Origin of the sequence: Thioflexithrix psekupsensis (assembly GCF_002149925.1) — a bacterium.
GTDB lineage: Bacteria > Pseudomonadota > Gammaproteobacteria > Beggiatoales > Beggiatoaceae > Thioflexithrix > Thioflexithrix psekupsensis.
Window position 1 is genome coordinate 250,351 of the sequence record NZ_MSLT01000023.1, and the last position, 24,405, is coordinate 274,755.

23 protein-coding genes and 1 pseudogene are annotated in these 24,405 nt (G+C 42.9%); 14 read left to right on the plus strand and 10 right to left on the minus strand.

Features of this window, described 5'->3' with window-relative positions; genetic code table 11:
• Positions 1-106: 106 nt before the first annotated feature.
• The 9 genes and pseudogenes from TPSD3_RS18020 to ndk all read right to left on the minus strand — a co-directional run bounded on the left by TPSD3_RS18020 (position 107) and on the right by ndk (position 7,766).
• Positions 107-502 (minus strand): annotated as a pseudogene (locus TPSD3_RS18020) (PIN domain-containing protein).
• A 2-nt stretch (positions 503-504) separates the two neighbouring features.
• The gene (locus TPSD3_RS13775) at positions 505-747 is read right to left on the minus strand and encodes a hypothetical protein (protein WP_086489085.1); all 243 of its coding nucleotides are present in this window, start codon (positions 745-747) and stop codon (positions 505-507) included.
• Complete coding sequence (locus tag TPSD3_RS18175) at positions 741-866, minus strand: hypothetical protein (RefSeq protein WP_280938431.1); 126 nt, start codon at positions 864-866, stop codon at positions 741-743. The genes TPSD3_RS13775 and TPSD3_RS18175 overlap by 7 nt, the downstream gene beginning before the upstream one ends.
• Before the next feature lie 84 nt (positions 867-950).
• Positions 951-3,035 carry a glycine--tRNA ligase subunit beta gene (gene glyS / locus TPSD3_RS13780; RefSeq protein WP_086489086.1) on the minus strand — a complete coding sequence of 695 codons (2,085 nt, stop codon included), beginning with the start codon at positions 3,033-3,035 and terminating at the stop codon, positions 951-953.
• Between the two features lie 3 nt (positions 3,036-3,038).
• Entirely contained in the window at positions 3,039-3,950 is a 912-nt protein-coding gene (glyQ, locus tag TPSD3_RS13785; protein ID WP_086489087.1) for a glycine--tRNA ligase subunit alpha, read from the minus strand.
• A 132-nt stretch (positions 3,951-4,082) separates the two neighbouring features.
• Positions 4,083-5,354, minus strand: a complete 1,272-nt coding sequence (locus TPSD3_RS13790; protein ID WP_086489088.1) for a RodZ domain-containing protein — start codon at positions 5,352-5,354, stop codon at positions 4,083-4,085.
• Positions 5,351-6,121: a type IV pilus biogenesis/stability protein PilW gene (pilW, locus tag TPSD3_RS13795; RefSeq protein ID WP_086489089.1), complete on the minus strand. Its 771-nt coding sequence runs from the start codon at positions 6,119-6,121 to the stop codon at positions 5,351-5,353. Before pilW ends, TPSD3_RS13790 begins: the two co-directional genes overlap by 4 nt.
• A 5-nt stretch (positions 6,122-6,126) precedes the next feature.
• Positions 6,127-7,230, minus strand: coding sequence for a dual-specificity RNA methyltransferase RlmN (rlmN, locus tag TPSD3_RS13800; protein WP_086489090.1), 1,104 nt, complete (start codon positions 7,228-7,230; stop codon positions 6,127-6,129).
• Between the two features lie 104 nt (positions 7,231-7,334).
• Positions 7,335-7,766: a nucleoside-diphosphate kinase gene (ndk, locus tag TPSD3_RS13805; protein WP_086489091.1), complete on the minus strand. Its 432-nt coding sequence runs from the start codon at positions 7,764-7,766 to the stop codon at positions 7,335-7,337.
• Between the two features lie 573 nt (positions 7,767-8,339).
• On the opposite strand from ndk, the gene alr reads away from it, so the two are divergent.
• The 8 genes from alr to TPSD3_RS13845 all read left to right on the plus strand — a co-directional run bounded on the left by alr (position 8,340) and on the right by TPSD3_RS13845 (position 16,628).
• Positions 8,340-9,425 (plus strand): alanine racemase, encoded by a 1,086-nt coding sequence (gene alr / locus TPSD3_RS13810; protein WP_086489092.1) that lies wholly within the window; start codon positions 8,340-8,342, stop codon positions 9,423-9,425.
• Between the two features lie 88 nt (positions 9,426-9,513).
• The gene (gene bamJ, locus TPSD3_RS13815; protein ID WP_086489093.1) at positions 9,514-10,209 is read left to right on the plus strand and encodes a BamJ family beta-barrel-assembly machinery protein; all 696 of its coding nucleotides are present in this window, start codon (positions 9,514-9,516) and stop codon (positions 10,207-10,209) included.
• 108 nt (positions 10,210-10,317) lie between these two features.
• Positions 10,318-11,154: a 23S rRNA (adenine(2030)-N(6))-methyltransferase RlmJ gene (locus TPSD3_RS13820; RefSeq protein WP_086489094.1), complete on the plus strand. Its 837-nt coding sequence runs from the start codon at positions 10,318-10,320 to the stop codon at positions 11,152-11,154.
• Positions 11,147-11,989: a uracil-DNA glycosylase gene (locus TPSD3_RS13825; protein ID WP_086489095.1), complete on the plus strand. Its 843-nt coding sequence runs from the start codon at positions 11,147-11,149 to the stop codon at positions 11,987-11,989. Before TPSD3_RS13820 ends, TPSD3_RS13825 begins: the two co-directional genes overlap by 8 nt.
• Positions 11,986-12,465 (plus strand): ribosomal protein S18-alanine N-acetyltransferase, encoded by a 480-nt coding sequence (gene rimI, locus TPSD3_RS13830; protein WP_217884468.1) that lies wholly within the window; start codon positions 11,986-11,988, stop codon positions 12,463-12,465. The genes TPSD3_RS13825 and rimI overlap by 4 nt, the downstream gene beginning before the upstream one ends.
• A gap of 104 nt (positions 12,466-12,569) precedes the next feature.
• Positions 12,570-13,070: a Rab family GTPase gene (locus TPSD3_RS13835; protein WP_086489098.1), complete on the plus strand. Its 501-nt coding sequence runs from the start codon at positions 12,570-12,572 to the stop codon at positions 13,068-13,070.
• Positions 13,071-13,094: 24 nt separating this feature from the next.
• Complete coding sequence (locus TPSD3_RS13840) at positions 13,095-14,684, plus strand: hybrid sensor histidine kinase/response regulator (RefSeq protein ID WP_086489099.1); 1,590 nt, start codon at positions 13,095-13,097, stop codon at positions 14,682-14,684.
• A 12-nt stretch (positions 14,685-14,696) separates the two neighbouring features.
• Positions 14,697-16,628 (plus strand): hypothetical protein, encoded by a 1,932-nt coding sequence (locus TPSD3_RS13845; RefSeq protein WP_086489100.1) that lies wholly within the window; start codon positions 14,697-14,699, stop codon positions 16,626-16,628.
• A 10-nt stretch (positions 16,629-16,638) separates the two neighbouring features.
• Here the strand turns inward: TPSD3_RS13845 and TPSD3_RS13850 are convergent, their stop codons facing one another.
• Positions 16,639-19,269, minus strand: coding sequence for an AAA family ATPase (locus tag TPSD3_RS13850; RefSeq protein ID WP_086489101.1), 2,631 nt, complete (start codon positions 19,267-19,269; stop codon positions 16,639-16,641).
• 14 nt (positions 19,270-19,283) lie between these two features.
• On the opposite strand from TPSD3_RS13850, the gene TPSD3_RS13855 reads away from it, so the two are divergent.
• From TPSD3_RS13855 to TPSD3_RS13880, 6 genes are all read left to right on the plus strand, one after another.
• The gene (locus TPSD3_RS13855; protein ID WP_140048568.1) at positions 19,284-19,898 is read left to right on the plus strand and encodes a hypothetical protein; all 615 of its coding nucleotides are present in this window, start codon (positions 19,284-19,286) and stop codon (positions 19,896-19,898) included.
• A complete protein-coding gene (locus tag TPSD3_RS13860; protein WP_086489103.1) occupies positions 19,891-21,003 on the plus strand; it encodes a BLUF domain-containing protein in 1,113 nt (370 codons plus the stop codon). Before TPSD3_RS13855 ends, TPSD3_RS13860 begins: the two co-directional genes overlap by 8 nt.
• A gap of 80 nt (positions 21,004-21,083) precedes the next feature.
• A complete protein-coding gene (locus TPSD3_RS13865) occupies positions 21,084-21,578 on the plus strand; it encodes a tetratricopeptide repeat protein (protein ID WP_140048569.1) in 495 nt (164 codons plus the stop codon).
• A 12-nt stretch (positions 21,579-21,590) separates the two neighbouring features.
• Complete coding sequence (locus TPSD3_RS13870; RefSeq protein ID WP_086489105.1) at positions 21,591-22,454, plus strand: prephenate dehydrogenase; 864 nt, start codon at positions 21,591-21,593, stop codon at positions 22,452-22,454.
• A gap of 67 nt (positions 22,455-22,521) precedes the next feature.
• The gene (gene aroA / locus TPSD3_RS13875) at positions 22,522-23,835 is read left to right on the plus strand and encodes a 3-phosphoshikimate 1-carboxyvinyltransferase (RefSeq protein ID WP_086489106.1); all 1,314 of its coding nucleotides are present in this window, start codon (positions 22,522-22,524) and stop codon (positions 23,833-23,835) included.
• Between the two features lie 109 nt (positions 23,836-23,944).
• Complete coding sequence (locus TPSD3_RS13880) at positions 23,945-24,403, plus strand: protein tyrosine phosphatase family protein (protein ID WP_086489108.1); 459 nt, start codon at positions 23,945-23,947, stop codon at positions 24,401-24,403.
• Positions 24,404-24,405 lie beyond the last annotated feature (2 nt).

The window sequence follows — 24,405 nt, forward strand, 5'->3', positions numbered from 1 at the left end:
AGATTAGAACTATTCGTTTTTAAGGGAACAACATTGGCTTTTGATTCAGATTCTAAGTTTTTTAAAATCTGGAGATTATCGCCTAATAAAAGTTTATTCATGGTGTTTATGAAAATGGATTTAATAATGGAACATTACAATCTCTAAAATCACGAATGTTGCGAGTAACGACGGTCAATTGGTGAATGTATGCCGTTGCCGCAATAAATAGGTCTGCTTGGGTACGAATTTGCCCAATACGTTCAAACTTTCCACGCCATTGACCTGCACATTGAGCAATTTCCGGAGTAATAGGCAGAATTTTTGAGTGTTGATGTAAAATCATCTCTAAAACTGCCTGAATTTTAGGTTTAGGTTAGCGCGTTAAACCAAAATAAAGCTCTTCAACGGTAATGACACTCATAAATAAAATATCTATCTTATCAAACCATTGAATAACACCACGATTTGGCTGTTGTCGCACTAACTCGCTGATTATATTCGTATCGCACAAATAATTCATAATCAAAACTCTAAAGGTCTATTTTGACGATTAGGAATTACCCATTCATAATTTTCTTCGATACATAACGCCCTCAATTTCTCAAAAGCAATTTGCAAAGTCTCAGGCTTAGATGTTGTCAAAGTGGGTTGTAAAAGCGGCTCATCTTCTAAAAAAGTAACAATAACTGCCACAGGTTGTTCATAATTAACCATTTGATCCAATTGAATTTGACCATTTTGGTAAATGCCTTTTAATGCTAACATAAAATACTCCCTGTAAAAATGCCTAAATCGCTGCGTTGTTTGATATTAGAAACACCGCCGTATTCAGATTCTAAGTTTTTTAAAATCTGGAGATTATCGCCTAATAAAAGTTTGTTCATCTTTAAGCACGCTTTAATCAAAACACAAGCGGTAGAACAATCACTTGAAATCGATCAAGTTTTTGTTCTACCGTATAAACCACTTTACGACAACTGCAATTTAGAAATATCCGCAATCCGCAAAAATTGTGCGCTAATGCCGTGCAATAATGCTAGGCGATTGTTGCGAATGGCGACATCATCGGCCATGACCATGACTTGTTCAAAAAACGCATCCACAGGCTCTTTTAAAATCGCTAAATGTTGCAAGGCCGCGGGATAATCTCCCGCATTAATTAAAGCCACAACTTTAGGCTGAGATTGTTGCCATTGATCATATAATGCTTGTTCGGCTTTTTCCTGAAATAGCGCAGGATTAATTGCCGTAAAAACAGCATTATCTGTTTTCTTTAACAAGTTAAAAATGCGCTTATTCGCAGCCGCTAAACTCACCGCTTCAGGTAAAGCACGGAATTGATCCACCGCTAACATACGTTGATACGCATCAAAGGGTTGTGTGGGTTGATTACAAATAACCGCTTCCACACTGTCTTGATGAATACCACGATCCACACAATAACCGCGCAACCGTTCTGAAATGAAATCAAAAGCCTGATGAGCCGTTTCTTCCAATAATAATTCATTAGGATAATGGCTAATGGCTGCTTTTAATAAATCCATCATATCCAGCGGTAATGCTTTCTCAATGAGAATTCTTAAAATTCCCAATGCCGCACGACGTAAAGCAAATGGGTCTTTATCTCCTGTAGGCGGTTGTCCGATGCCGAAAATACCGCATAAAGTATCAATCTTTTCTGCCAAAGATAACGCCTGTCCCAATGCCGTTTCGGGCAATTGATCGCCCCAAAAACGCGGCAAATACTGCTCACGCAAGGCCACCGCGACGGCTTCCGCTTCGCCATCATGACGGGCGTAATATTCGCCCATAATCCCTTGTAATTCTGGGAATTCTCCCACCATAGCCGTGATCAAATCACATTTACCTAATTCACCCGCTCGCTGACCTAACGCACCATCCGCTCCCAAAGATTGCGCGATGACGGCCGTTAATTGTCCCACACGTTGCGATTTTTCGTATAATGTCCCTAGCTTATTTTGAAACACAACTTGTTTTAATGACTCGCGGCGCGTATTTAGCGAAGTCGCTTTGTCTTGCGTCCAGAAAAAAGCGGCATCGCTTAAACGCGGACGAATTACGCGCTCATTGCCTAAACGGACGGCTTCAGGATTTTTACTGGCTAAGTTACTGATTGCAATGAAATAAGGCAACAATTTACCGTGTTCATCGACCAAGTGGAAACACTTTTGATTGCCTTTCATCGTGGCGATCAAGGCTTCGGCAGGGACTTGCAAAAATTGGGGATCAAAATGACCCAATACAGGAACTGGCCACTCCACCAAACTGGCGACTTCTTTCAACAAATCAGGATCGATAATAGGAAAACCACCCGCGGTTTCTGCGGTTTGTTTCACCAAATTTTCAATATTTTTCTGCCGCACAGAAAACAATGGAATCACATAACCTTCTGTTTCCAAACGAGACGCATATTCTTTAGGCGAATTTAACACAATCGGCTGCGGCGCATGAAAACGATGCCCATGCGTGATGCGATCACTGCGCACGCCCATGATTTCAGCGTGAATCACTTCCGTGCCAAACAATAATACAATCCAGCGTACAGGCCGCACAAATTCGTAATCAAAATCAGCCCAGCGCATTCGTTTTGGAATTGGCAAGGCGGCCAAGGCTTGTTGCACAAAATCGGGAATTAAATCCCGTGTTGGCGCGCCTTCTCGTGTCGCACGATAGACCAACCAACTGCCTTTATCCGTTTCTAAACGTGCTAAATCAGAGACTTCCACCCCACAACTGCGGGCAAAACCGACAGCAGCGGGCGTGGGTTGCCCTTGCGCGTTGTAAGCGGCTTGTAGCGCGGGGCCACGTTTTTCAATCACTTGAGACGGCGATTGTTCAGGCACGCCGTGAATTAAAACCGCTAAACGGCGCGGAGTCGCATAAGGCGTGGCAATAGTGTAACTCAATTGTTGTTGTGTCAAGGCTTCACAAATCGCCGACGCAAAGGCTTCTGACAAGCGTTCTAAGGCTTTAGGTGGCAATTCTTCCGTGCCGATTTCTATTAATAAATCATGAGTGACTGGATGAGACATGGCTTAAACTCCTGCACGGGCTGCATTTTGACAAATGGGAAATCCCAAACTTTCACGACGGTCGTAATAACCTTGTGCCGCGCCGCGAGCCAGCGCACGCACCCGTAAAATAAACCGTTGTCGTTCAGTGACCGAAATCGCACGACGCGCATCGAGTAAATTGAAGGTATGCGAGGCTTTCAACGCCATTTCGTAAGCGGGCAAAGGCAATTTTGCCGCGAGTAAGGCCAAACTTTCCCGTTCATAAACATCGAAAGCATGGAATAAATCGGCTACAGGTGCATATTCAAAGTTATACGTTGACATTTCCACTTCGTTCTGATGAAACACGTCGCCATACGTGACCCGTCCCAAAGGGCCATCCGTCCATACCAAATCAAATACGCTTTCCACATTTTGCAAATACATCGCAATCCGTTCTAAACCATAGGTAATTTCACCCGTAACAGGTTTACATTCTAAGCCGCCGACTTGTTGAAAATAGGTAAATTGTGTGACTTCCATCCCATTCAACCACACTTCCCAACCCAGTCCCCACGCGCCCAACGTGGGCGATTCCCAGTTGTCTTCGACAAAACGAATGTCATGAATTTGCGGATCAATGCCCAATTGTTGCAGCGATTCCAAGTAAAGTTCTTGCAAATTGCGCGGTGAAGGCTTAATCACGACTTGATATTGATAATAATGTTGTAATCTGTTTGGATTCTCGCCATAACGCCCATCTGTAGGACGGCGCGACGGTTGAACGTAAGCCGCACTCCACGGCTCCGGCCCAACGGCACGCAAAAAAGTGGCGGGGTGAAAAGTTCCTGCGCCCACTTCCATATCGTAGGGTTGTTGAATGACACATCCTTGTTTTGCCCAAAAATTTTGCAACTGCAAAAGCAGGTCTTGAAAAGTGAGAGATGAAGACACGGATCGCTTCCTTTAAGGTGATTAATTGGGTTGGCAACACTTCTTGTTGAGGATTTTTTAAAATTTAAGTGTTGTCCCCCTCCCCAAAAAAGAGGAAGGGAAACAAAAAATGACGATTTGATGCAGAATATCTTACGGACTGGCTTGTTGACTGGCTTGACCTACGACATACACACGACGACCGCCTTCACCACGCGGATAAGCCGATAAAGGTTGACTGGTGCCTTGATAGTCCACACTGACACCGTCCAAGTTGCCCACGCGGATTTGATAAGGAGGCGTTCCTTCTAAGGTCAATGTACGGCCGGCAGCGGCAGTGCCTAAAAATAATTGTTTGCCATCTTTATCATTAATTTGCATCCAAGCCTCTCGTGTCACTTTGACCGTTAAACTATTGCTGGGTGGAGTTTGAACGGGTGGCTCGGCTTGTGCGGGAGTGGTGGTGGCGGCTGGGGTTGCCGTTTCACTGACCGCAGTGGCTTGTTCAGGCGCATCATTTCCTTCTTCTTCACCGGGTGGTGTGTAAACCAATACGCTTGATTCTGGGTTGGCATTGGTGCTGAGGGGAATGGGTTGCATCCCAGTCAACGGCTGCGCAATCCCCAAATCTTCGCCCGGTAAGCGGCGATCCAACGGTGCAGAGCTTGATGGAACGGGAGTCACTGCTTCAGGTTGGGTGGGTTGAAAATCGGGATAAAACTTCCACAGGGTCATCAACACCATAATACTCAGGAATAAAATCAACGTTCCCACTTTAAACCAAGGATCAGCACTGCTGGCTTGTGAGGTGGGTTTGTTGTGATGTAGGGTCAAAGGGGGCGGAGTCAGGTCTTGGTTTTGCTGCGCATACAAGGCCAATATCGGCTCAACTGAAGTGTCCAATAAGTCGGCATAAGCCCGAAAATAACCCCGCACAAACACCGGCGGCGGCAACACTTCATAATTATCCGCTTCTAAAGCAAGAATAACGCCCTGATGTAAACAAAGTTTATCCGCAATATGTTCAATGGATAAACGTTTTTGCTCGCGGTGTTGTTTTAAATAAGCCCCTGGTGTTTTGGGAACGGCGGGCGTAGCAGACACCATAGGAACAGTCGTCACCACGGTTTCGGAGTGGGTTAAAACGTCGGAATCGGAAACGGGGGGCGATGCCGCATTATCTACAGGATGATCTACCGTTTCTCCGGTCATGGCCACGATGTGGTATTGGGTGTCATTTTTTTCCAAGCTCATGGGATTTGCAGGGGTTTCTGGCATATCGTCTTTAGGGGATTCTACAGGGGTATCGTCTGACAGCGAAGCCAACACAGAGCCATCAGACTCCATAGGCGACAACGGCGTGGCGGGGTCGCGGCGATAACGGTCAGAATGGTATAAGGTATAAGGAGAACTTGAGTGCGTCATTGTCTTTCCAATTGATTCAATAATCGGGTTTCGGAGGAGTCGGGATATTGCGAACGCAATTGAGCCGCATATTGGCTGGCTTGTTCAGGATCATTCAAAGCCCGCGCCAAACGTACACCCAACCATAATGTCTCTGCGCTTTGCGATCCTAAACGCAGGTAACGACGGAAGTAATTTTGTGCATCAGTGTATTGTCCTTGTTCATATCGGATGAGACTCATTTGGTACAAGGCGATCAGTGATTCGGGGTTTTTTTGTAAAACTTGCGTTAAATAACTGTCGGCGCGAGAATAATTTTTTGCCCGTACTGCACACAATGCGGCATTGGTCAGAGGAATTTCAGGGGTGCGATATAGGGGATTTTCCAACGCACGGCTAAAATGTTGCTGTGCTTGTTCCCATTGACCGCGTTTACATAAAAATTGTCCATAATTATTATGAATATCAGACCCTGATGGATTCAGTTGCAAGGCTTGCTGAAAATGCTGTTGGGCTTGTGCGGTTTGTCCCAGTTGTTCGTATAAAACCGCCATGGCATTGTGACCGTCGGCATAATTGGGATCGATCTCTAGGGCTTTTTCCAAACGATTAAGGGCAATATCATATTGCTGTCGTCGCATGTATTCAATCCCCAATTGCATATTGATTTCTGCGGCTTTTTCGGGTTGTTGGCGATTGTGTTGTGCGGCTTGTTGGAAGCCGCCTTTACTGCCACAACCCAATAAACCCATTATCCCCCACCCTAATATCAGCCATGATAATTTCATTGGTGTCACTCCTGATGTATCACAATGAGCAGTGATTTGAAACGACGTTGGGTTTTATCGTGGACTTGTCCGGCCAATTGTCCGCAGGCGGCATCAATGTCATCACCACGGGTTTTGCGCGTGACGGTGACCAGTCCGGCTTGCCAGAGCATATCACGGAATTGGTCAATGGTCTCTTGAGAAGAGCGGCGATAGATGGTGTTAGGAAAAGGGTTAAAGGGGATTAAATTCACTTTTGCGGGAATAGGACGCAATAGTTTAATTAATGCCCGCGCATGTTCGGGTTGGTCGTTGATGCCGTCAAGCATGACGTATTCAAAAGTGATGCGACGACGGCGGTCGTCGCTGACGTAATCACGACAAGCGGCCAATAATTCTGCGATGGGGTATTTGCGATTGATCGGCACCAGTTCGTTACGCAAGGCATCAAAAGGCGCGTGTAAAGAAACGGCTAAACTGACATTGCATTCTGTTTTTAAGCGACGAATCGCCGGGACAATGCCCGCGGTGCTGACGGTGACTCTACGCCAGGAGAGGCCATAACTAAAATCGTTCATGATCAAGCGCATGGCTTTGACGACGGTGTTAAAATTGGCCAACGGTTCTCCCATACCCATCATGACGACGTTAGACACGGCGCGTTGAGTGAGTTCGCACACTTGAACGCCTTCGCGGCGCAGGGTGTGTTCGGCTAACCAGACTTGGCCGATGATTTCGCTGAGGGTTAAATTGCGGTTAAAGCCTTGTTGAGCGGTGGCGCAAAAGCGGCAATCCAACGCACAGCCCACTTGGGAAGAAATGCACAACGTTCCCCGATCCGCTTCGGGAATAAAGACCATTTCAATGGCATTGCCGTCTTGTAACCCCAAAAGCCATTTGCGCGTGCCGTCATGGGCATGTTGGGTGGTGAGAATTTGGGGAAATTGGAGGGTGGTTTCTTGTTGCAGACGCTGCCGTAGGGATTTGCTGAGGTTGGTCATGGCGGCGTAGTCGATAAGACCGCGTTGATGAATCCATTGCAAGACTTGGGTGGCGCGAAATGGTTTTTCACCCGATTGGGCAAAGAAAGCGGTTAATTCGTCTTGATCAAGGTCGAGTAAGTTAATCATGGTGATGGCGCAGAGCGGTCAGTAGTGAGTGGTGAACCGGCCATGACCGACGAGGAAGCGATGGTCGTGGGGGTTCACTCACTAAGACATTTATGTTTTAAAACCTAGCGGGTGCGCGGACAAATTTCTGCCGCACTGAAGAAGAAATCAATTTCCGCTTTAGCGGTTTCAGGGGCATCAGAGCCATGAACCGCATTTTCATCAATACTGCTGGCAAAATCGGCGCGAATAGTACCGGGAGCGGCTTTTTTGGGATCGGTTGCGCCCATGAGGTCACGATGTAAAGCGACGGCATTTTCGCCTTCTAGGACTTGCACCATGACAGGGCCGGAGATCATGAAATCGACCAATTCGCCAAAAAAAGGACGCTCGCGGTGAACTCCATAAAAGGCTTCAGCTTGTTCGCGGCTGACGTGCAGCATTTTAGCGGCGATAATTTTCAAACCGGCTTGTTCAAAGCGGCTGTAAATTTGACCGATCACATTTTTAGCGACGGCATCCGGTTTGATAATAGACAGGGTACGTTCAATGGCCATGCAGCGGTTACTCTCGTGTGTAAGTGAGGACAGGGGAAAAGTTAGAGTTTATCATTGGTGTTGCATTGTTCACAGACAATGCAAATTTAAAAAGGCATTATACTCGTATTGGCAAGCACTTGTGAATGGTTTCAGGACACAGCAAATCTTTCTCCATTTAATACGACTTAATACGACACAAGGGTCATTTTTTATTTGAGTATTATTTTGCTCATGGTCAGTGGTTAGGAGGGATTGAAACAAGTTGCAGAAGGTTCATCTCTTTGAAATAATTGTTCAGAACAAATGTTAGAAATTTGATTTTTGGCGAAGGGTAAGATTTTTAAGAAAAACTCCCAAAAATATCCGTAGTGTTTTATTCTTTCAAAGAAAATCACCCTGAATAAATGGGAAAACTATTTGAAATTAAAGGAAATCAAAAAAACAAATCATATTCAATTTTTTCAATGTGTTATTGAATGCTGCCAGCCAATATAAGCCAAAATAACGCCGTCAATAAAAATAATATGAATCCATTTTCTGTAGTAGAAAATCATCCTGATAGCTGCTTATTATAAGTTTTAAGATTTCTCCATGAATAAAAACGTATTCCGTCCGACTATAGCCACAATTCATCTTGATGCTATTCTACACAATTATCAGCTCATTCAATCTCTTGCCCCGAATAGCCGCATTGTGGCTGTCGTCAAAGCCAATGCCTATGGACATGGTGCGTGGCCGGTGGCTCGGCATTTGGCTGCACAGGCTGAAGCCTTTGCGGTGGCTTGTTTGGAGGAGGCTTTGCAATTAAGACAGACGGGGATTTCGCAACCGATTGTTTTATTAGAAGGTTTTTTTTCAGCGCGGGAATTGCCGCTGATCGCCCATCACCATTTTATTCCAGTATTTCATCATCACGCGCAAATTGAACAATTGTATTCATCTAATGTGTCGCAACCGATGGATGCGTGGATAAAAATGGATTCGGGAATGCACCGTTTGGGTTTTGCGCCTGAAAAATACGCGGCGGCTTGTCAGCGAGTCCACGATCATCCTTGTATTCGTTCGTTGGTGGCCATGACTCACTTGGCTTGTGCGGATAACCCGGATCATGATTTTACCACGCAGCAACTGGCTGTTTTTACCCGTTATAACCCATTGAAAATAAAATCAATTAGTAATTCCGCAGGCATTTTTACTGGAGCAGAAAGTCATCAAGAATGGGTGCGGCCGGGGATTGCTTTGTATGGGGGGTTGCCACTGCTTGCGCCGAATGAAAAGACGGAAAAATTACGCCCTGCCATGTGTTTATCTTCAAAAATCATTGCCATTCAAGAGGTTAAAGCAGGGGATCGCATAGGTTATGGCGGTGATTTTCTCTGCCAAAGAAATACAAAAGCAGGGGTTGTGGCGATAGGTTATGCCGATGGATATCCGCGTCATGCGCCGACAGGCACACCGGTTTGGGTGGCGGGGCGGCGTGTTCCGCTTATTGGGCGAGTTTCAATGGACATGATCAGCGTTGATCTCACCGATCACCCGTCTGCCATACTTGGTGATGAGGTGGAGTTGTGGGGGCAGCATTTGTCTGTGAATGAAGTGGCGGCTTGTTGTAAAACAATAAGTTACGACTTACTCACGGGCGTGACGGGGCGAGTGGTGTTTCATTATTCATCGTGATAATTCGGCACGGAAACACCATGATTTAGTGTATCATTACAGGTTTTCCATTTCTGACTTTTTACTGTTTTTAGGAGTATTGCATTTTATGAAGAAGTACGTTTCTCTGTTATCTGTTCCTGTATTGCTTTGTTCTTCGTTGGCTTTTGCGGATTTGGCGAAGCCTGAAAGTGATGTGGATAAACTGAGCTACAGTTTTGGGCAAAATGTAGGCAAAAGTCTGCAACACCAAGAGACTGAATTGAATATGGATTATATTTTCCAAGGCATTCGTGATGCGTTGGGAAATCAAGCGGGTTTATTATCAGATGAGGAAATTCAACAAGTTTTGTTGAGTTATCAACAAGATAAAATCGCAAAACAAGAAGAAGCTCACCGGAAACAAGCAGAGGAAAACAAGGCAAAAGGAGATGCCTTTTTAGCCGAAAACGCCAAAAAAGAAGGCGTGGTGACTTTACCCAGCGGATTACAATACAAAGAAGTGACCGCCGGCACCGGCAAAACCCCCAGCAAAGATGACCAAGTCACCGTCCATTATCGCGGCACTTTGATCAACGGAGAAGAATTTGACAGTTCCCACAAACGCGGCGAACCCATTACTTTTCCAGTGAGCGGTGTCATTGCAGGTTGGACAGAAGCCTTACAATTGATGAAAGAAGGCGCGAAATGGCAATTATTTATTCCCTCCGAATTGGCTTATGGTTCACGTGGAACGGGTGGTGTCATTGGGCCGGATGAAACATTGATTTTTGATGTAGAATTAATTTCGGTTGCTAAACCCTAATCGATTCGTTAAATCAGTCAAAGACCGCAAGATAATGGAATTGATATTGTCTTGCGGGTCTTTTTGGTGTTGTAGAAAAATTCAAACTTAAATGTTTGTGGTTATGTCATGAATTATCAACATATTTTTCATAGCGGTAATTTTGCAGATATTTGCAAACATTTCAGTTTATCGTTATTGCTTTCTTTTATGCAAAAAAAACCGCAAGGTTTTTGTTATTTAGACACTCATGCGGGCTTTGGTTGTTATGATTTAAAAAGTCCGTTCGCGCAGCGCAGTCAAGAATATAAAAATGGTATTGGGCGTTTGTGGTCAAATGGGCGTGTACCCGAATTATTTGCGGAATATTGCGCACCAGTGATGGCGTTAAATCCAGAGTCATCATTGCGTTGGTATGCGGGGTCTCCGGAATGGGTGCATTATCATTTACGTGACCAAGATCGCATGATTCTTATTGACAGCGAATCAGAGGCGATTCAATCGCTTAAAACTCGTTTTGTTTCGGATCAACGGGTGATTGTGCAGCAAGGCGATGGTTATCATGGAATTAAATCATTTATTGCTCAATTACAAAAACGCAGCTTAATTTTAATTGATCCGCCTTATGAACAAGTCAATGAACACGTTAAAATTATTGACAGTTTGCGTTATTTATCGCGTCATTGTCGTCAGGCGGTTGTTGCCATTTGGTATCCGTTAAAACAACATCGTGAAACCTCGCGGTTTTATCATAAATTAAAAGAATTAGAAGTGCCTAAAATATTGGCTTCAGAATTATGTATTTATCCTGATGATAATGAATTAGGTTTAAATGGTTCTGGTTTTATTGTTCTCAATCCGCCGTGGCAATTTGCTGAAGCGTTGACGCAGTTATTAAATCAATTATTGCCTTATTTATCTGATCACCCAAAACGCCGTTGTGAGACGATGTGGTTGAGTGAATGAATTGATGAGTGTGGAGACACAGGAATACATTGATCGACTCGCCCATTGTTTAGAGGTGATGGGCGTACAACGTTGGGTAAGACGTTCAATAGGTGTCGAGTCGCCGCATCAGGAGCAAGAAAAAGCGTCATTGTCTCCCGTTGCGCCTACGGCATCTGTGGCAGCCAGCGCGTTGCCAAGCGCGGCAGTGGCATTGCCTCATGTCGTTACGCCTGAGCCTGCCCGCGAGATCAATGACTCGTTGACGGCGTTGACCGTGCCGGCTGCGTGGCCAGAATTACAACAGCAATTGCGCACGTGTCAAGCCTGTCCCTTGTGCCAAGATCGTCAGCAAGTGCTTGTGGGTGAAGGAGATTTGCAGTCTACGTGGTTGTTTATCACTGATTATCCGGATGCAGATGAGGATGCGCAGGGGCAAATTTTCCCTGTGCCGCCGTTGCGGGCGTTGTTTGAGGCGATTTTGCACAGTATGGGTTTAAAGCGAACGACTATTTATTTAACAATGGCGGTGAAATGTCACCCATTAAAATCTCGTTCGCCAAGCGTAAAAGAACAACAAATTTGTCGTGCTTATTTGGCACGAGAAATTGAGTTAATTCAACCGAAAATGATTATTGCATTAGGCAGTGTCGCTACGCAACAAGTGCTTAATACGCAGCAGGAATTGAAAACATTACGCGGACAACTTCATTTTTACGAAAAACAAAATATTCCCATCATGCCAACTTTTCATCCCCATTATTTATTGCATCGTCCGATAGAAAAACGTAAAGTTTGGCAAGATTTACAACAGGCTTATCGTTATTATCAACAGTCAAAAAATGGAAATGAATGATGTCGGCTGTGTCGTTGGAATCTGTACCGTTGACCCGTTTGCGTCCAATGCAACCAACTGATTTACCAGAAGTTTTTACCATAGAGCAACAGGCTTATGTGTTTCCCTGGACATTGAGAATCTTGCAAGATTGTTTAAAAGCAGGTTATCGTGCTTGGGTATTAGAAGAAGGAACGCATTTGGTGGGTTATGCTTTTTTAAGCGTGGCTGCGGGAGAGGCGCATTTATTAAATTTATGTGTTGATCCCAGCTATCATAATCGAGGTTATGGCCGTCGTTTATTAAACCATATTTTGCAATTAGCGCGTCAATATCAAGTGGATATGATTTTTTTAGAAGTGCGCCCTTCTAATATTCCTGCCTTGCATTTATATACCAGTGCAGGTTTTAATCAAATTGGCGTGCGCAAAAATTATTATCCCCATCAAAATGGACGAGAAGATGCGCTTATTTTTGGAATGGATTTGACTGGGTAAAAGAAAAGATATTGATTTTTGCCTGTCGTTTCTTTTGCGTAGATTTTTTATATTTTAATTATAGATTTGAATCAGTTTGGAATAACGAAAAGGGAAACATAACAGTGTCTACTGTACAAAAGAAAATCTGTATGATTGGTGATTTTTCAGTGGGTAAAACCAGTCTAGTGTCTCGTTTTGTGAAACAGACCTTTTCTGACAAATATTTAACCACCGTCGGAGTCAAAATTGACACGAAAATGGTGGCTATAAATGCAGAAAAGAATGTCAAATTAATTCTTTGGGATATTGCAGGTAATGATGGTTTAACCACGACCACAACGTCTTATTTACGCGGTGCAGCAGGTTATTTATTGGTGGTGGATGGGACGCGCCGTCCGACGTGGAATAGTGCTTTAAATTTGCAACAAGCCGTCGCCGCAGAAATTGGAGAAAAACCTTTTATTATGCTGCTCAATAAAGCTGATTTGATCAACGAATGGGAATTAGACACAGCCTTAATAGAAGCCCAACGCGCCAAGGGCTGGACTATTTTAATGACCAGTGCAAAAACAGGCGATCATGTAGAAGAATCTTTTCTGCATTTAGCAATGGCTGTCCTTTAATTTTTTTTGATAAAGGAAAATAAAGTGTCTATAAAATCACATAAAAATCCGCCGCGTAAAAGTAACAAAATGTCCGCGATTCCTTTAAGTATTGTTAAATATATTCGTTCTTTATGGATGTCGGAAATGATTTTAACTTATTTCCACATTGATCAAGAAGGTTTATTGGTTCGTTGGGGAGGGCATCCACGCCATTATGGTTTATCTTATCTCAATACCCAACAACCCGCGAATGAACAAATTGCTTTTTTAGAAGGTTTATTACCTGTCACCCATACGCAAATTTTAGAATTTGTGGGAATTGGACGCGGTAAAGTGGCGCATGTGCATTTAATTCCGTTTCAAGAAGGAACATGGGTATTGATGTTTGATGCCACAGTGGAACATGAACGGCAACAACAAATGCAACAACGGGCTAATGAACTGAGTTTATTAACCTATCGTCAAGCCCGATTATTAGAAGAATTAGAACAAACCCGCGCTGCTTTATTTGCAGAAAAACAACGCCTAGAGGAAATCACTCAACAAAAAAGTCAATTAATTGCCAGTTTATCTCACGAATTGCGCAGTCCATTAACCTCATTAATTGGCTATACTGAACTATTAACCCAAGTTAAAAATGCTGATCAGGAAGAACAGCATTATTTGACAGGGGTGCGCGGCAATATTAACCACTTATTAAATTTGGTGGATAATGTATTAAATCAAGCCACTTTGGAAAATAACAAACTGCAATTAAATCCGATTAATTCGGATATTAAGTCATTTATTGGAGAGTTAAGCAAGTTATTTTTACCGATGGTGAAACAGAAAAATTTAACCTTATCGGTTCATCTTGATGAAAAGATGCCTGCGCGTTTATGGATTGATGAATTGCGCTTGCGACAAATATTTATTAATCTTCTAAGTAATGCGTTAAAATTTACGGAACAAGGGCGTATTGAATTGTCTTTAATGTGGCAAAATGATCAATTGCATTTTGCGGTCATTGACAGTGGTGCGGGCGTGAAAACAGAAGCCCGTGAAAAAATCTTTCAAGCCTTCCACCGAGAAAGCGAAAACACACAAACCACAGGAACAGGATTGGGTTTGGCCATTACGCGCCAATTGATTGAGTTAATGCAAGGGCATATTGCTGTCACCGATTCTCCTTATGGCACGGGCGCGAAATTTTACGGTTATGTGGAGGCTAAAACGGCTCATATTCAAGCCGCAATGCCTAGCCAAGAAAAAAGTCGTTTTAAAATTTTAATTGCTGAAGATTGCGCCATGATTCATACCTTATTAGAATTATATTTAACTGAAGCAGGTTATTTCGTTCTCAGTGCGAATGATGGTGAGGAGGCTTTGGCTTTAGCAGCGTTACAACCTGATTTAATTCTCATCGATATGCACATGCCGAAATATGATGGAGATGTGGTGGTGAGAAATTTGCGTGAGAAAAAATTTAATAAACCCATTATTGCGATTTCCGCTTCTGATTTTGAAACGGATCGTTTGTACGCATTAAGATGTGGTTGTGATGCTTATTTAACTAAACCCGTAGAATCGTCGTTATTATTAGAAACGGTGGCACGTTATTTATCCGCTTCTCCTGCTCATGTTTCACTGTAATGAGAGACCTTAATGCCGCATAAAACATTTTGGATCTATTTCACTGCATTCATTGCCATTTTGATCATTACCGCGGGAATCTATGGGCAAGGGGTGCCGAACGGGCGATTTATTTTTGATGATCACGCTAATTTAAGCGATTTAAGCATTTTAAATGAAGATAATAAAGACTCAGAAACAACGGCACAAAATCGTTGGTCAAAATTTATTTTAGAAGGTTTCTCAGGGCCATCAGGGCGGCCGATTTCTTTATTTTCTTTTGCGTTGCAAGCTGAACATTGGCCAGATAATCCTGCTGCATTTAAAACGGTTAATATTATTTTACATTTGTTTAATGGGCTGTTGTTATTTATTCTATTATGGCAATTAACGGGATTTGTTCAATATACTGAAAAATGGCGATTAGGTATTGCCTTATTCACTGCTGCGATTTGGTTATTACATCCGTTGCATGTGTCCACTGTTTTATACGTGGTGCAACGCATGACGCAATTGTCCACTTTATTTATTTTATTAGCTTTAATTGGCTACTTAATTGGGCGACAATTATTATTACAGCAACGGATAAAATCAGCTTTTATTTGGATGTCATTGTCTTTAACGCTAGGTGGCTTATTGGCGGTATTGAGTAAAGAGAATGGCATTTTATTAATTTTGTATGTTTTAGTGTTAGAATTTACTTTATTGGCACATTTAATTCGTGGTAAATTATGGCATGTTTGGGCAAGTTTTTTTCTTTATTTACCGTTAATGATTTTAGTGGTTTATTTTGCCAGCAAATTTCCTGTTTATTTAGAGATGTATGATGCGCGTCCTTTTAGCTTGCAAGAGCGATTATTGACGCAACCGCGGGTGTTATTGGATTATCTCAGTAAATTATTGTTATTGCAGCCGACTCAATTTGGTTTATTTCAAGATGATTTTATCTTGTCAAAAACGCTTTTAAATCCTATTTCTACATTGCCAGCGATTATGTTATGGTTGGGTTTATTTTTAACAGCGTTATTGACTCGGAAACGTTGGCCGATTATTGCATTTGCATTATTGTGGTTTTTAGCGGGGCATGTTTTAGAATCTAGTTTTCTTCCCCTGTTAATGTATTTTGAACATCGCAATTATTTACCCAGTGTAGGAATTTTATTAGGATTAGTTTATATCGCGGTGCAATTAGCGCGTTATTTAAGTCCGCGTCCTATTGTGAAAATAGCTTATGTGTTTATGTTAATATGGTGCTTAACTGTTCCGTTATTAAGCTATCAAGAAAGTCGTTTATGGGGAATGCCATTGGCACAAGCAAAAATTTGGGCAGATACTCGTCCTTATTCGCGTTTGGCGTTGCTTCATGCCGCAGCAGCATTTGCCGCGGAGGGCGATTTTAAAACCATGCAACATTATCATCAACAATTAGCGCGCCATTTTCCCGATGAAGTCAGTCCTATTTTAACGATTTTAGCCACCGTTTGCCGCAGCGAATCAGTGGTTTTACCTGAGAAAGATCATTTATTTGCCTTATTAATTCGCGGCCAAGTGGATGCGCAAACGCCTGCCGCGGTGGATTTTTTTACTAAAAATGCGTTAATTGGACATTGTCCGCGTTTGAGTTTTGATGATATTGAACAGATTATTTTAGTGTTATTAAAAAATCCTCATATTGAGCCTTATGCGGTCGATTTATATTCAATTTATGCCGATTTTTTGGGTCGAACTCAACGCCCTCTTGATGCGGTTAATGCCGCAGATGAAGCCTTAAAACGTTTTCATTCTATTCCGTTGCAATTTAATAAAGTGCATTGGTTATTGCGAGCGCAACATTATCAACAAGCACAACATTATTTATTAGAAATTCGCCAACAATGGAATTATTGGCAATGGCGCAGTTATCAGCAAGAATGGCAAGAATTAAATGATATGATTGTTGATATGATCGACCGAGAAAATCATTAAATAAAAATTATTATCCACGGTTTAATCCTATCCCCAACAAATCCGCCCGCGTCAATCGTGCCAAACCCACTGGATCAGTAATATTTTCTGCAATTAAACGATCATTTTGCTGGTTCATCATTTCTTCTAATAGCTGTCGCAATTCGTGGGCATTTCCCAAATGATTTTGTTCTAATTGCCATTGTTCAAATAAGTGCAATAAACTGCTTTTTACATCGTCATCTAATTGTAATTTTTTAGCTTGCACCATTTGTTCAAAAATAGCCAATAATTCGTTGGCTTGATAATTCTCAAATAAAAAAGTGACATTAAAACGTGAATTCAAAGCAGGATATAATTGCAATAAACGTTGAATTCCCGTTGCGGTATCGGCTAAAATCACGCTCATTTTACTGCTGTGTTTATCTAATTCTTGCAATAACGTTTTAATCATATCGCGGCCGATTTCGTCTTGAGGGTGTTGCATTAATTGCTGGGCGGAATCGATGAATAACACGCCATTTAATGCCTTATAAACCGCTTCGCGCACCGATCCCAATAAATCAGATCGTTCCACTTCCACCACCTGTCCGCGTTCCAATAATCCTAATGCGTAAAAAATGCGTCCCATCAATTCAGCCACGCGGCTTTTTCCCGTGCCATAATGTCCCGTGAATAAATAACAGCCGGGGGTAAAAGCAGAATCAGGATCGCGTAATTTCTGTACTTTAATGCCATTAATTAAGCTGCGCATTTTTTGTTTAACTTGCTGTAAACCCACCAATTGTTCTAATTCTATTAATAAACTCTCTAATGCCACAACAGGACGCGGTTTTAAATAAAAATTTAATCGCTCTGGAATATCAGCAATCGTTAATTCATAACGCATTTCAGCCGTGATCATTTCTTTTTGCACACGAATAATGCGATGTTCATCCATTTCTTGATATAAATTGAGAACTTCACCTGCATTTCCAAAAGTGCGAATGTCTCGATTTAAATGCCATTGATAAAAAAAATCAGCTAAACGCTCGGCCAATTCTGGCGCAATGAAACGCTTTTCTTTTTCTACCGTTTGTAAAAAAATACTGTGTAACGTTTCAGGATCATAATCGGGAATATCTAGCGTGTTATTCGCACTAAAACGCCGCCGCAAACCGGGATTAATTTCTAAAAAACGCTCAATTTCTTCAGGATAACCTGCAATAATTACCGCAAATTCTCCCAAATGATTAGACATGGCTTCCATAATCGTTTCAATGGCTTCCTGTCCAAAATCGTGGTCATTGCCTTCACTTAATCGATAGGCTTCATCAATAAACAATACGCCACCTAATGCGTCAGAAATTTTCTGTGCCGTTTGGATCGCCGTTTGCCCGACATAACCCGCGACTAAATCCTCCCGCGATACACGAATTAAATGCCCTAAATTCAGTAAACCCGCATCACGAAACACTTCTGCAATTAATTGCGCCACGGTGGTTTTTCCCGTACCGGGATTGCCTTTTAATACCATGTGTAAATTAAAGCGAAATTGATCCGCTAATTGATGGGGTATTAAACGAGAAACAGTATTATTTATTTCTATTTTTTCTTGGCTATTTGTGCTATGTTGTTCTTGGTGGCGGGCTATTAATCGCTCTATTTTTTCAATCACCACTTCTAAACCACGCATTTGTCGCAAACGTTCCAAAGCGGGTAAGGAAGACGTTTGTCCACTTAATGCAATTAAACATTCTCGTTCTAATGTTTTATAATGCTGCAATTGATAGCTTAATGATTTTAATGATTCTCCTTCTGAACCCAAACGACGCGCCAATTGTTCACAACTTTGATTAAAAATAGACCAATCTGTCATTAACTGATGTTTTAATCGCCAATAATGCAATAAATAAGCAATTTCATCTTGACGCGGAGAACCAATAAAAATCACGCGATGCGTTGGTGTATAATCTTGTTGAAAAAATTGATTCAATAAAAAATGCCATTCGTGGCGTTCTAATAAACGTCGAATATTTTGCAATTCGGTATGCGGTAAAATAAACAAATAAATATTATGATTACTAGACGGCAATTGCCCACTGCGCGTTAAAACAGCCGACATATCGCGTTGCGCGGGCGCATCAAAATGGGTAATAAAATCTAAACCATCCGTAAAAATAATCGCCGTTTTTAAATGTTCATCTTCCACACAACGCGCCATAAATCCAACCACTTCAGAATCGCTCATTTGCCCTAATTGTAAAGAACTTTCTAATATATCGACGGATAAATGGGGATCAGTGTGTTGCAATTGCTGGGTGTGCGCCTCATTTAACAGGGACATGCCGTCCAAAGGCCCCCCCACCGGCAAGCGACTGGGCGCGGCAGGCGGCGCACTGGGGACGGGCGGATTCGCCTGACGCAAAGATAAATCCTCAGTGTAAGCCTGCGCCCTGACATCAGGACGACTCACTTGACGCGAATAACTGTCATGAAAATAAATTTTTTGCCGACCATTATAAAAAACAATTCGCTCATAACCGAGTTGTCGCAAATGGCGATATAATATTTCTTCTAAGGTCAAAATACCTAAACTCGGCGGACAAAATTCATCGTCAGTATGGCCGTGTAAAAAAAAGAAACGCTGATAAGCCTGATTAAAGTAACTTTTGATTGACATAACGCCTCATGATTATGAACAATAACAAATCTAATTTAACGTCACAATGGCGACAACATATTGCCCAAACTTGTGCGCGCATTATGGTCGAACAGCAAATTAGCGATTTTCAAACCGCGAAACAAAAAGCATTCACGCAATTAGGGCTGTCCAACACCCTTGATTTACCCAGTAATCAGGAAATTGAAGCCGAATTACTGCAATATCAACGCTTATTTAAACACCAACGCCATCAGACTCATTTGCGCCATTTGCGTCAAACTGCCGTGCAAGCCATGCGTTTGTTGGCACAATTTTCACCGCGTCTTGTTGGCCCCGCTTTGTATGGCACGGCAACGGAAAATACGGGCGTGACGCTGCATTTATTCGCGCATACCCCTGAAGAAGTGGCTTTTTTTCTCATGGAGCAGGACATTCCCTATCAATTGTCTGAAAGAAGTTACCGCACCACTCGCCTTGTCACCTATCCCACGTATGAATTTGTGGCTGGAGACACGGAAATCGTGTTAGTGGTATTTGATATTGATGACATTCGCTGGTCGCCACCCAGCAAATTAGACGGTAAACCCATGCGCCGCGCCACCTTATCTGCGGTAGAAACTTTATTGGCAGAAATGCCAAATGATTAAGCATTCATTAAAATTAACACAGCGTGATGACATCATGAAACGAGTCACTTATATTAGTCAAGCTACCGCACACGTTAATATTGACACATTAGGCGAAATTACTCGCGTTTCTCAAGCGAATAATAAAGAAAAAAACATCACAGGTGTTTTGCTGTTTTTTAAAAATATTTTCTTTCAAGTGATAGAAGGAGAAGCGGCGATCATTGATGCGTTATATCAAAAAATTCTCTGTGATTCTCGTCACGATCATATCACCTGTTTAAAAACAGAATTAAACATTGAACAACGTTTATTCAGTGATTGGAATATGAAAGTGATTGATTTAGACGCAGAACAGGGCATTGTTTTAGAACCGGTTAAGCAATTATTACATGCCGTCACGGAATCGCATCGCGTATTAGAACATTACACCCAACCCAGTGTGGTGCGGATCATTAATGAAGGACGTAATCCTTTAGAATGTCCAGCGCGCATTGTGCCTAAAGTGATTTTTTTTGCTGACATTGTTTCTTTCTCTGTTTTTGCAGAAAAATTACCTGTACATTTAGTGATGGAGGTGGTGAATTATTATTTAGATATTTGCACGCGCCATATCACGAATTGCGGCGGAGAAGTGATGAAATTTATTGGCGATTGTGTCATGGCTTCTTTTCCTCAAAATAAAGCTGATCAAGCGATTCAAGCGGGTATTTTCATATTGGAAGAATTAGCGCATTTACGTGCCAGTTCTGATCCTGATGCGCGTTTATTGCAGCAATTATATACAGGTATTGGTATTTCCGCAGGAGATGTGATTGAAGGCAATATTGGATCGGCTCAAAAAATGGAATATACCTTATTAGGCGACGCGGTTAATGTGGCTTCACGTTTACAAGAATTAAGCCGCGAAATTCCACACGCCTTACTTTTTACCCGAGAAGTCATGAACCTATCGACTCATGGCCAATGGCCATTTCTCTCCTTAGGCAGCCATAGCATTAAAGGTAAAGCTAAAAAATTGGATATTTTTTCTATTAATCACCCGATTGTGTTTAAATCGGAACAGGGTAAAAAAGAAGCCGATAAGATCAAAATGGCTTTAGATCAATTAAAAAATATGGTTTAATTCATGCTTCAATTTGGCCACTCCAAAGGAATTTTTAATAATGGCATTACTGCGTTTTTTTTTTCTATTACGGGCTACTGGTGGGACTGTTGACGGCTTGCGCCAGTTCGGACAGCGATTTGATTGCACAATTACGACAAAAAGCCGACAATGGCGATGTAACAGCACAATATCAAATGGGTTTATTATTCTATAATGGACGCGGAGTCACGTTGGATTTAAGCCAAGCGGCTCAATGGTTTACCCAAGCCGCAGAGCAAAATCACGGCGAAGCTCAATTTAATCTTGGTGTGTTATACGAATATGGACAAGGTGTAGAAGCCGATCCCACACAAGCCTTGTATTGGTACATGTTGGCCGCACAACAATCCGTAGAACAATCAGCCGAAGCCCTGAATGCGCTGTTGCCTACTTTGGATTTAGAACAACAATCGCAAGCCCTAGAGAAAGTGGCACAATTTAACGCCAAACACAACTTATCCGTATCCATTCAACAAGAAATAACCGAGCCACCCCCCAATCCCCATTCTCCCACAGAACCCACAGAACCCATTCAAAACCAACAAAATCATTAAGGCCATTGACGTATGTTTATCGAACGACTCACGATTATTGGTGTAGGACTTATCGGCGGCTCGCTGGCATGTGCGCTACGAAAACAAGGCGTGTGCGGTGAAGTGGTCGGCTGTGGGCGTAATATAGAAAATTTACAACGCGGAGTCGATTTAGGGGTTATTGACCGCTATGACACTGATCCGGCGCGTGCGGTGACAGGGGCGGATGTGGTGGTGATTGCGGTGCCGTTGGGTGGTTTTGCGGGCGTGTTTCAAGCGATACGAGACGCGGTTAATCCTTCTGTGATTCTGACCGATGTGGGCAGCGCGAAAGGAAGCGTAGTCAACGATGCCAAGCAGCACTTATCACCCGCACTGTATTCACGTTTCGTTCCTGCACATCCCATTGCTGGCACGGAAAAAAGTGGCGTGGCGGCCGCTTTTGCAGAATTATTCGTAAAACGAAAAATAATCCTCACACCTCACGAACAAACCGACGCAGACGCTTGCGATTACATTTCTACACTATGGCAATACACAGGTGCGGAGGTGGTGACATTATCTGTAGAACATCATGATCGCGTTCTCGCCGCGACCAGCCATTTACCTCACGTTTTGGCGTATAATTTAGTCAATACCTTAGCCCAAATGGACGAGCAAGCTGATGTGTTTCAATTTGCGGCGGGGGGATTTCGAGACTTCACTCGAATTGCCTCCAGCGATCCCACCATGTGGCACGACATCTGTTTAGCCAATCGGGAAGCGATTTTAGCCATATTGGCGCGGTATCAACAGCATTTAAATGAATTAAGTCACGCCATTAAAACGGGACAGAGTGAAACCATTTTGACCGCTTTTAAACAAGCAAAAAATACCAGAGATGCGTTTTTTGGTTAATAAAATTGTATAAATGCTTTAATATTTTCTTATTCTATTGGCTTATTGATTCGGATAAATTTTTTCAATGACACACGATACTATTCTCGAATTCAACGTGCAACCCGGTGGGCGTTTACAAGGCACGGCACGGGTGCCGGGCGACAAATCGATTTCGCACCGCTCGATTATGCTGGGTGCCTTGGCCGAAGGGACAACGCATGTCACGGGATTTTTAGAAGGCGAAGACACGCTGGCGACTTTAGCGGCTTTCCAAGCGATGGGCGTAAACATTACCCGTCCGAGCGCACAAACCGTTATTATTCAAGGCGTTGGCTTGCATGGATTACATGCGCCGCAGGGTGTTTTGGACTTGGGTAATTCAGGGACTTCAATGCGTTTATTGTCGGGATTGTTGGCTGGACAAGGTTTTACCGCGACGTTGACGGGGGACAAATCCTTATCGCGGCGGCCGATGCGCCGTGTCACAGACCCCTTATCGCAAATGGGCGCGGTCATTGCCAGCACGGAAACGGGAACGCCGCCGTTAGTGATTACAGGGCAAAATACATTGCGTGGTATTCACTACACCATGCCCATTGCCAGCGCACAAGTGAAATCCTGTTTACTGTTAGCGGGGTTATACGCTTCGGGCGAAACTTGTGTGACAGAACCCGCGCCCACCCGCGATCACACAGAACGAATGCTCACCAGTTTTGGTTACGATGTAAAACGAGAAGGCAATACGGTTTGTGTTCGCGGAGGGGGACAATTGCGTGCCGCACCTATTGATGTGCCTGCGGATATTTCTTCAGCGGCTTTTTTCATGGTGGGAGCCAGCATTGCGGCGGATTCGGATGTCACTTTGCAACACGTGGGCATGAATCCCACGCGAATCGGCGTATTAAATATCTTACGAGAAATGGGTGCAGATTTAACGTTGCTCAATGAGCGTTGGGTCGGTGGCGAACCCGTCGCCGATATTCGTATTCGTTCCAGTCAATTGCGTGGTATTCGTATCCCTGAAGATCAAGTGCCTTTGGCGATTGATGAATTTCCTGTATTATTTATTGCGGCCGCGTGTGCGACGGGAGAAACCGTTTTAACCGGTGCCGAAGAATTGCGCGTCAAAGAAAGTGATCGCATTCAAGTGATGGCTGATGGATTACAAACGCTCGGCATTTCCGCTACGCCAACCCCCGATGGTATTATCATTCAAGGCGGCCAGATCGGTGGTGGTACAGTGGACAGTCATGGCGATCATCGTATTGCGATGTCATTTACCATAGCGGCCTTGCGTGCCAATGCGCCCATTCGTATACTAGACTGTGCCAATGTGGCGACTTCATTTCCTAATTTCGTCTCATTAGCGCAAACATTAGGGATTGATTTACAAGGATAAGTACATGACTGAATCAGAATTTTTTTAGACAAAATAATTCTGATTCAATCCCCATTGTTAAAAACAAAAAACCACACAACCGACCCACTTTTAAGGATTTCCTCAACTTATGTCATTGGCAGAAATTGATCATCTATTGGTTTTATCAGACCGAATTACCACCGCAGGACAACCCAATGAAATGCAATTGATCGATGTGGCTGAAGCGGGATTTCAAGTGGTGATGAACTTAGCACTGAATACTTCTACGCATGCGATTGTAGAGGAAGCCGAGTTAGTCGAATCTTTGGGCATGACTTATGTGCAGATTCCCGTGTTGTTTGATCAACCTGAATTGAGCGATTTTCAAATTTTCTTAGCCATGATGTCTGAATATGAAAAAGAACGAATTTTTTTACATTGTGCCGCGAATAAACGAGTCTCTGTTTTTATGTATTTATATCGTTTAATTCAAGAAAAAATGAGCCATGAATCAGCAATGAAAGATTTACAGCAAATTTGGCAGCCTAATGCCATTTGGCAGCATTATATTGATCACGTTTTAGCCCATTATCAAAAATCATTATAAAA

Excerpts from the sequence above, each read along its gene's own strand:
- alr (WP_086489092.1), top strand. The coding sequence starts at position 8,340 with ATGAATAAAAACGTATTCCGTCCGACTATAGCCACAATTCATCTTGAT.
- TPSD3_RS13790 (WP_086489088.1), bottom strand. The coding sequence starts at position 5,354 with ATGACGCACTCAAGTTCTCCTTATACCTTATACCATTCTGACCGTTAT.
- rimI (WP_217884468.1), top strand. The coding sequence starts at position 11,986 with ATGATGTCGGCTGTGTCGTTGGAATCTGTACCGTTGACCCGTTTGCGT.
- TPSD3_RS13855 (WP_140048568.1), top strand. The coding sequence starts at position 19,284 with ATGAACAATAACAAATCTAATTTAACGTCACAATGGCGACAACATATT.
- TPSD3_RS13820 (WP_086489094.1), top strand. The coding sequence starts at position 10,318 with ATGAATTATCAACATATTTTTCATAGCGGTAATTTTGCAGATATTTGC.
- TPSD3_RS13845 (WP_086489100.1), top strand. The coding sequence starts at position 14,697 with ATGCCGCATAAAACATTTTGGATCTATTTCACTGCATTCATTGCCATT.
- TPSD3_RS13880 (WP_086489108.1), top strand. The coding sequence starts at position 23,945 with ATGTCATTGGCAGAAATTGATCATCTATTGGTTTTATCAGACCGAATT.
- bamJ (WP_086489093.1), top strand. The coding sequence starts at position 9,514 with ATGAAGAAGTACGTTTCTCTGTTATCTGTTCCTGTATTGCTTTGTTCT.
- TPSD3_RS13870 (WP_086489105.1), top strand. The coding sequence starts at position 21,591 with ATGTTTATCGAACGACTCACGATTATTGGTGTAGGACTTATCGGCGGC.
- aroA (WP_086489106.1), top strand. The coding sequence starts at position 22,522 with ATGACACACGATACTATTCTCGAATTCAACGTGCAACCCGGTGGGCGT.
- TPSD3_RS13860 (WP_086489103.1), top strand. The coding sequence starts at position 19,891 with ATGATTAAGCATTCATTAAAATTAACACAGCGTGATGACATCATGAAA.
- rlmN (WP_086489090.1), bottom strand. The coding sequence starts at position 7,230 with ATGATTAACTTACTCGACCTTGATCAAGACGAATTAACCGCTTTCTTT.
- TPSD3_RS13775 (WP_086489085.1), bottom strand. The coding sequence starts at position 747 with ATGTTAGCATTAAAAGGCATTTACCAAAATGGTCAAATTCAATTGGAT.
- pilW (WP_086489089.1), bottom strand. The coding sequence starts at position 6,121 with ATGAAATTATCATGGCTGATATTAGGGTGGGGGATAATGGGTTTATTG.
- ndk (WP_086489091.1), bottom strand. The coding sequence starts at position 7,766 with ATGGCCATTGAACGTACCCTGTCTATTATCAAACCGGATGCCGTCGCT.
- TPSD3_RS13850 (WP_086489101.1), bottom strand. The coding sequence starts at position 19,269 with ATGTCAATCAAAAGTTACTTTAATCAGGCTTATCAGCGTTTCTTTTTT.
- TPSD3_RS18175 (WP_280938431.1), bottom strand. The coding sequence starts at position 866 with ATGAACAAACTTTTATTAGGCGATAATCTCCAGATTTTAAAAAACTTA.
- glyS (WP_086489086.1), bottom strand. The coding sequence starts at position 3,035 with ATGTCTCATCCAGTCACTCATGATTTATTAATAGAAATCGGCACGGAA.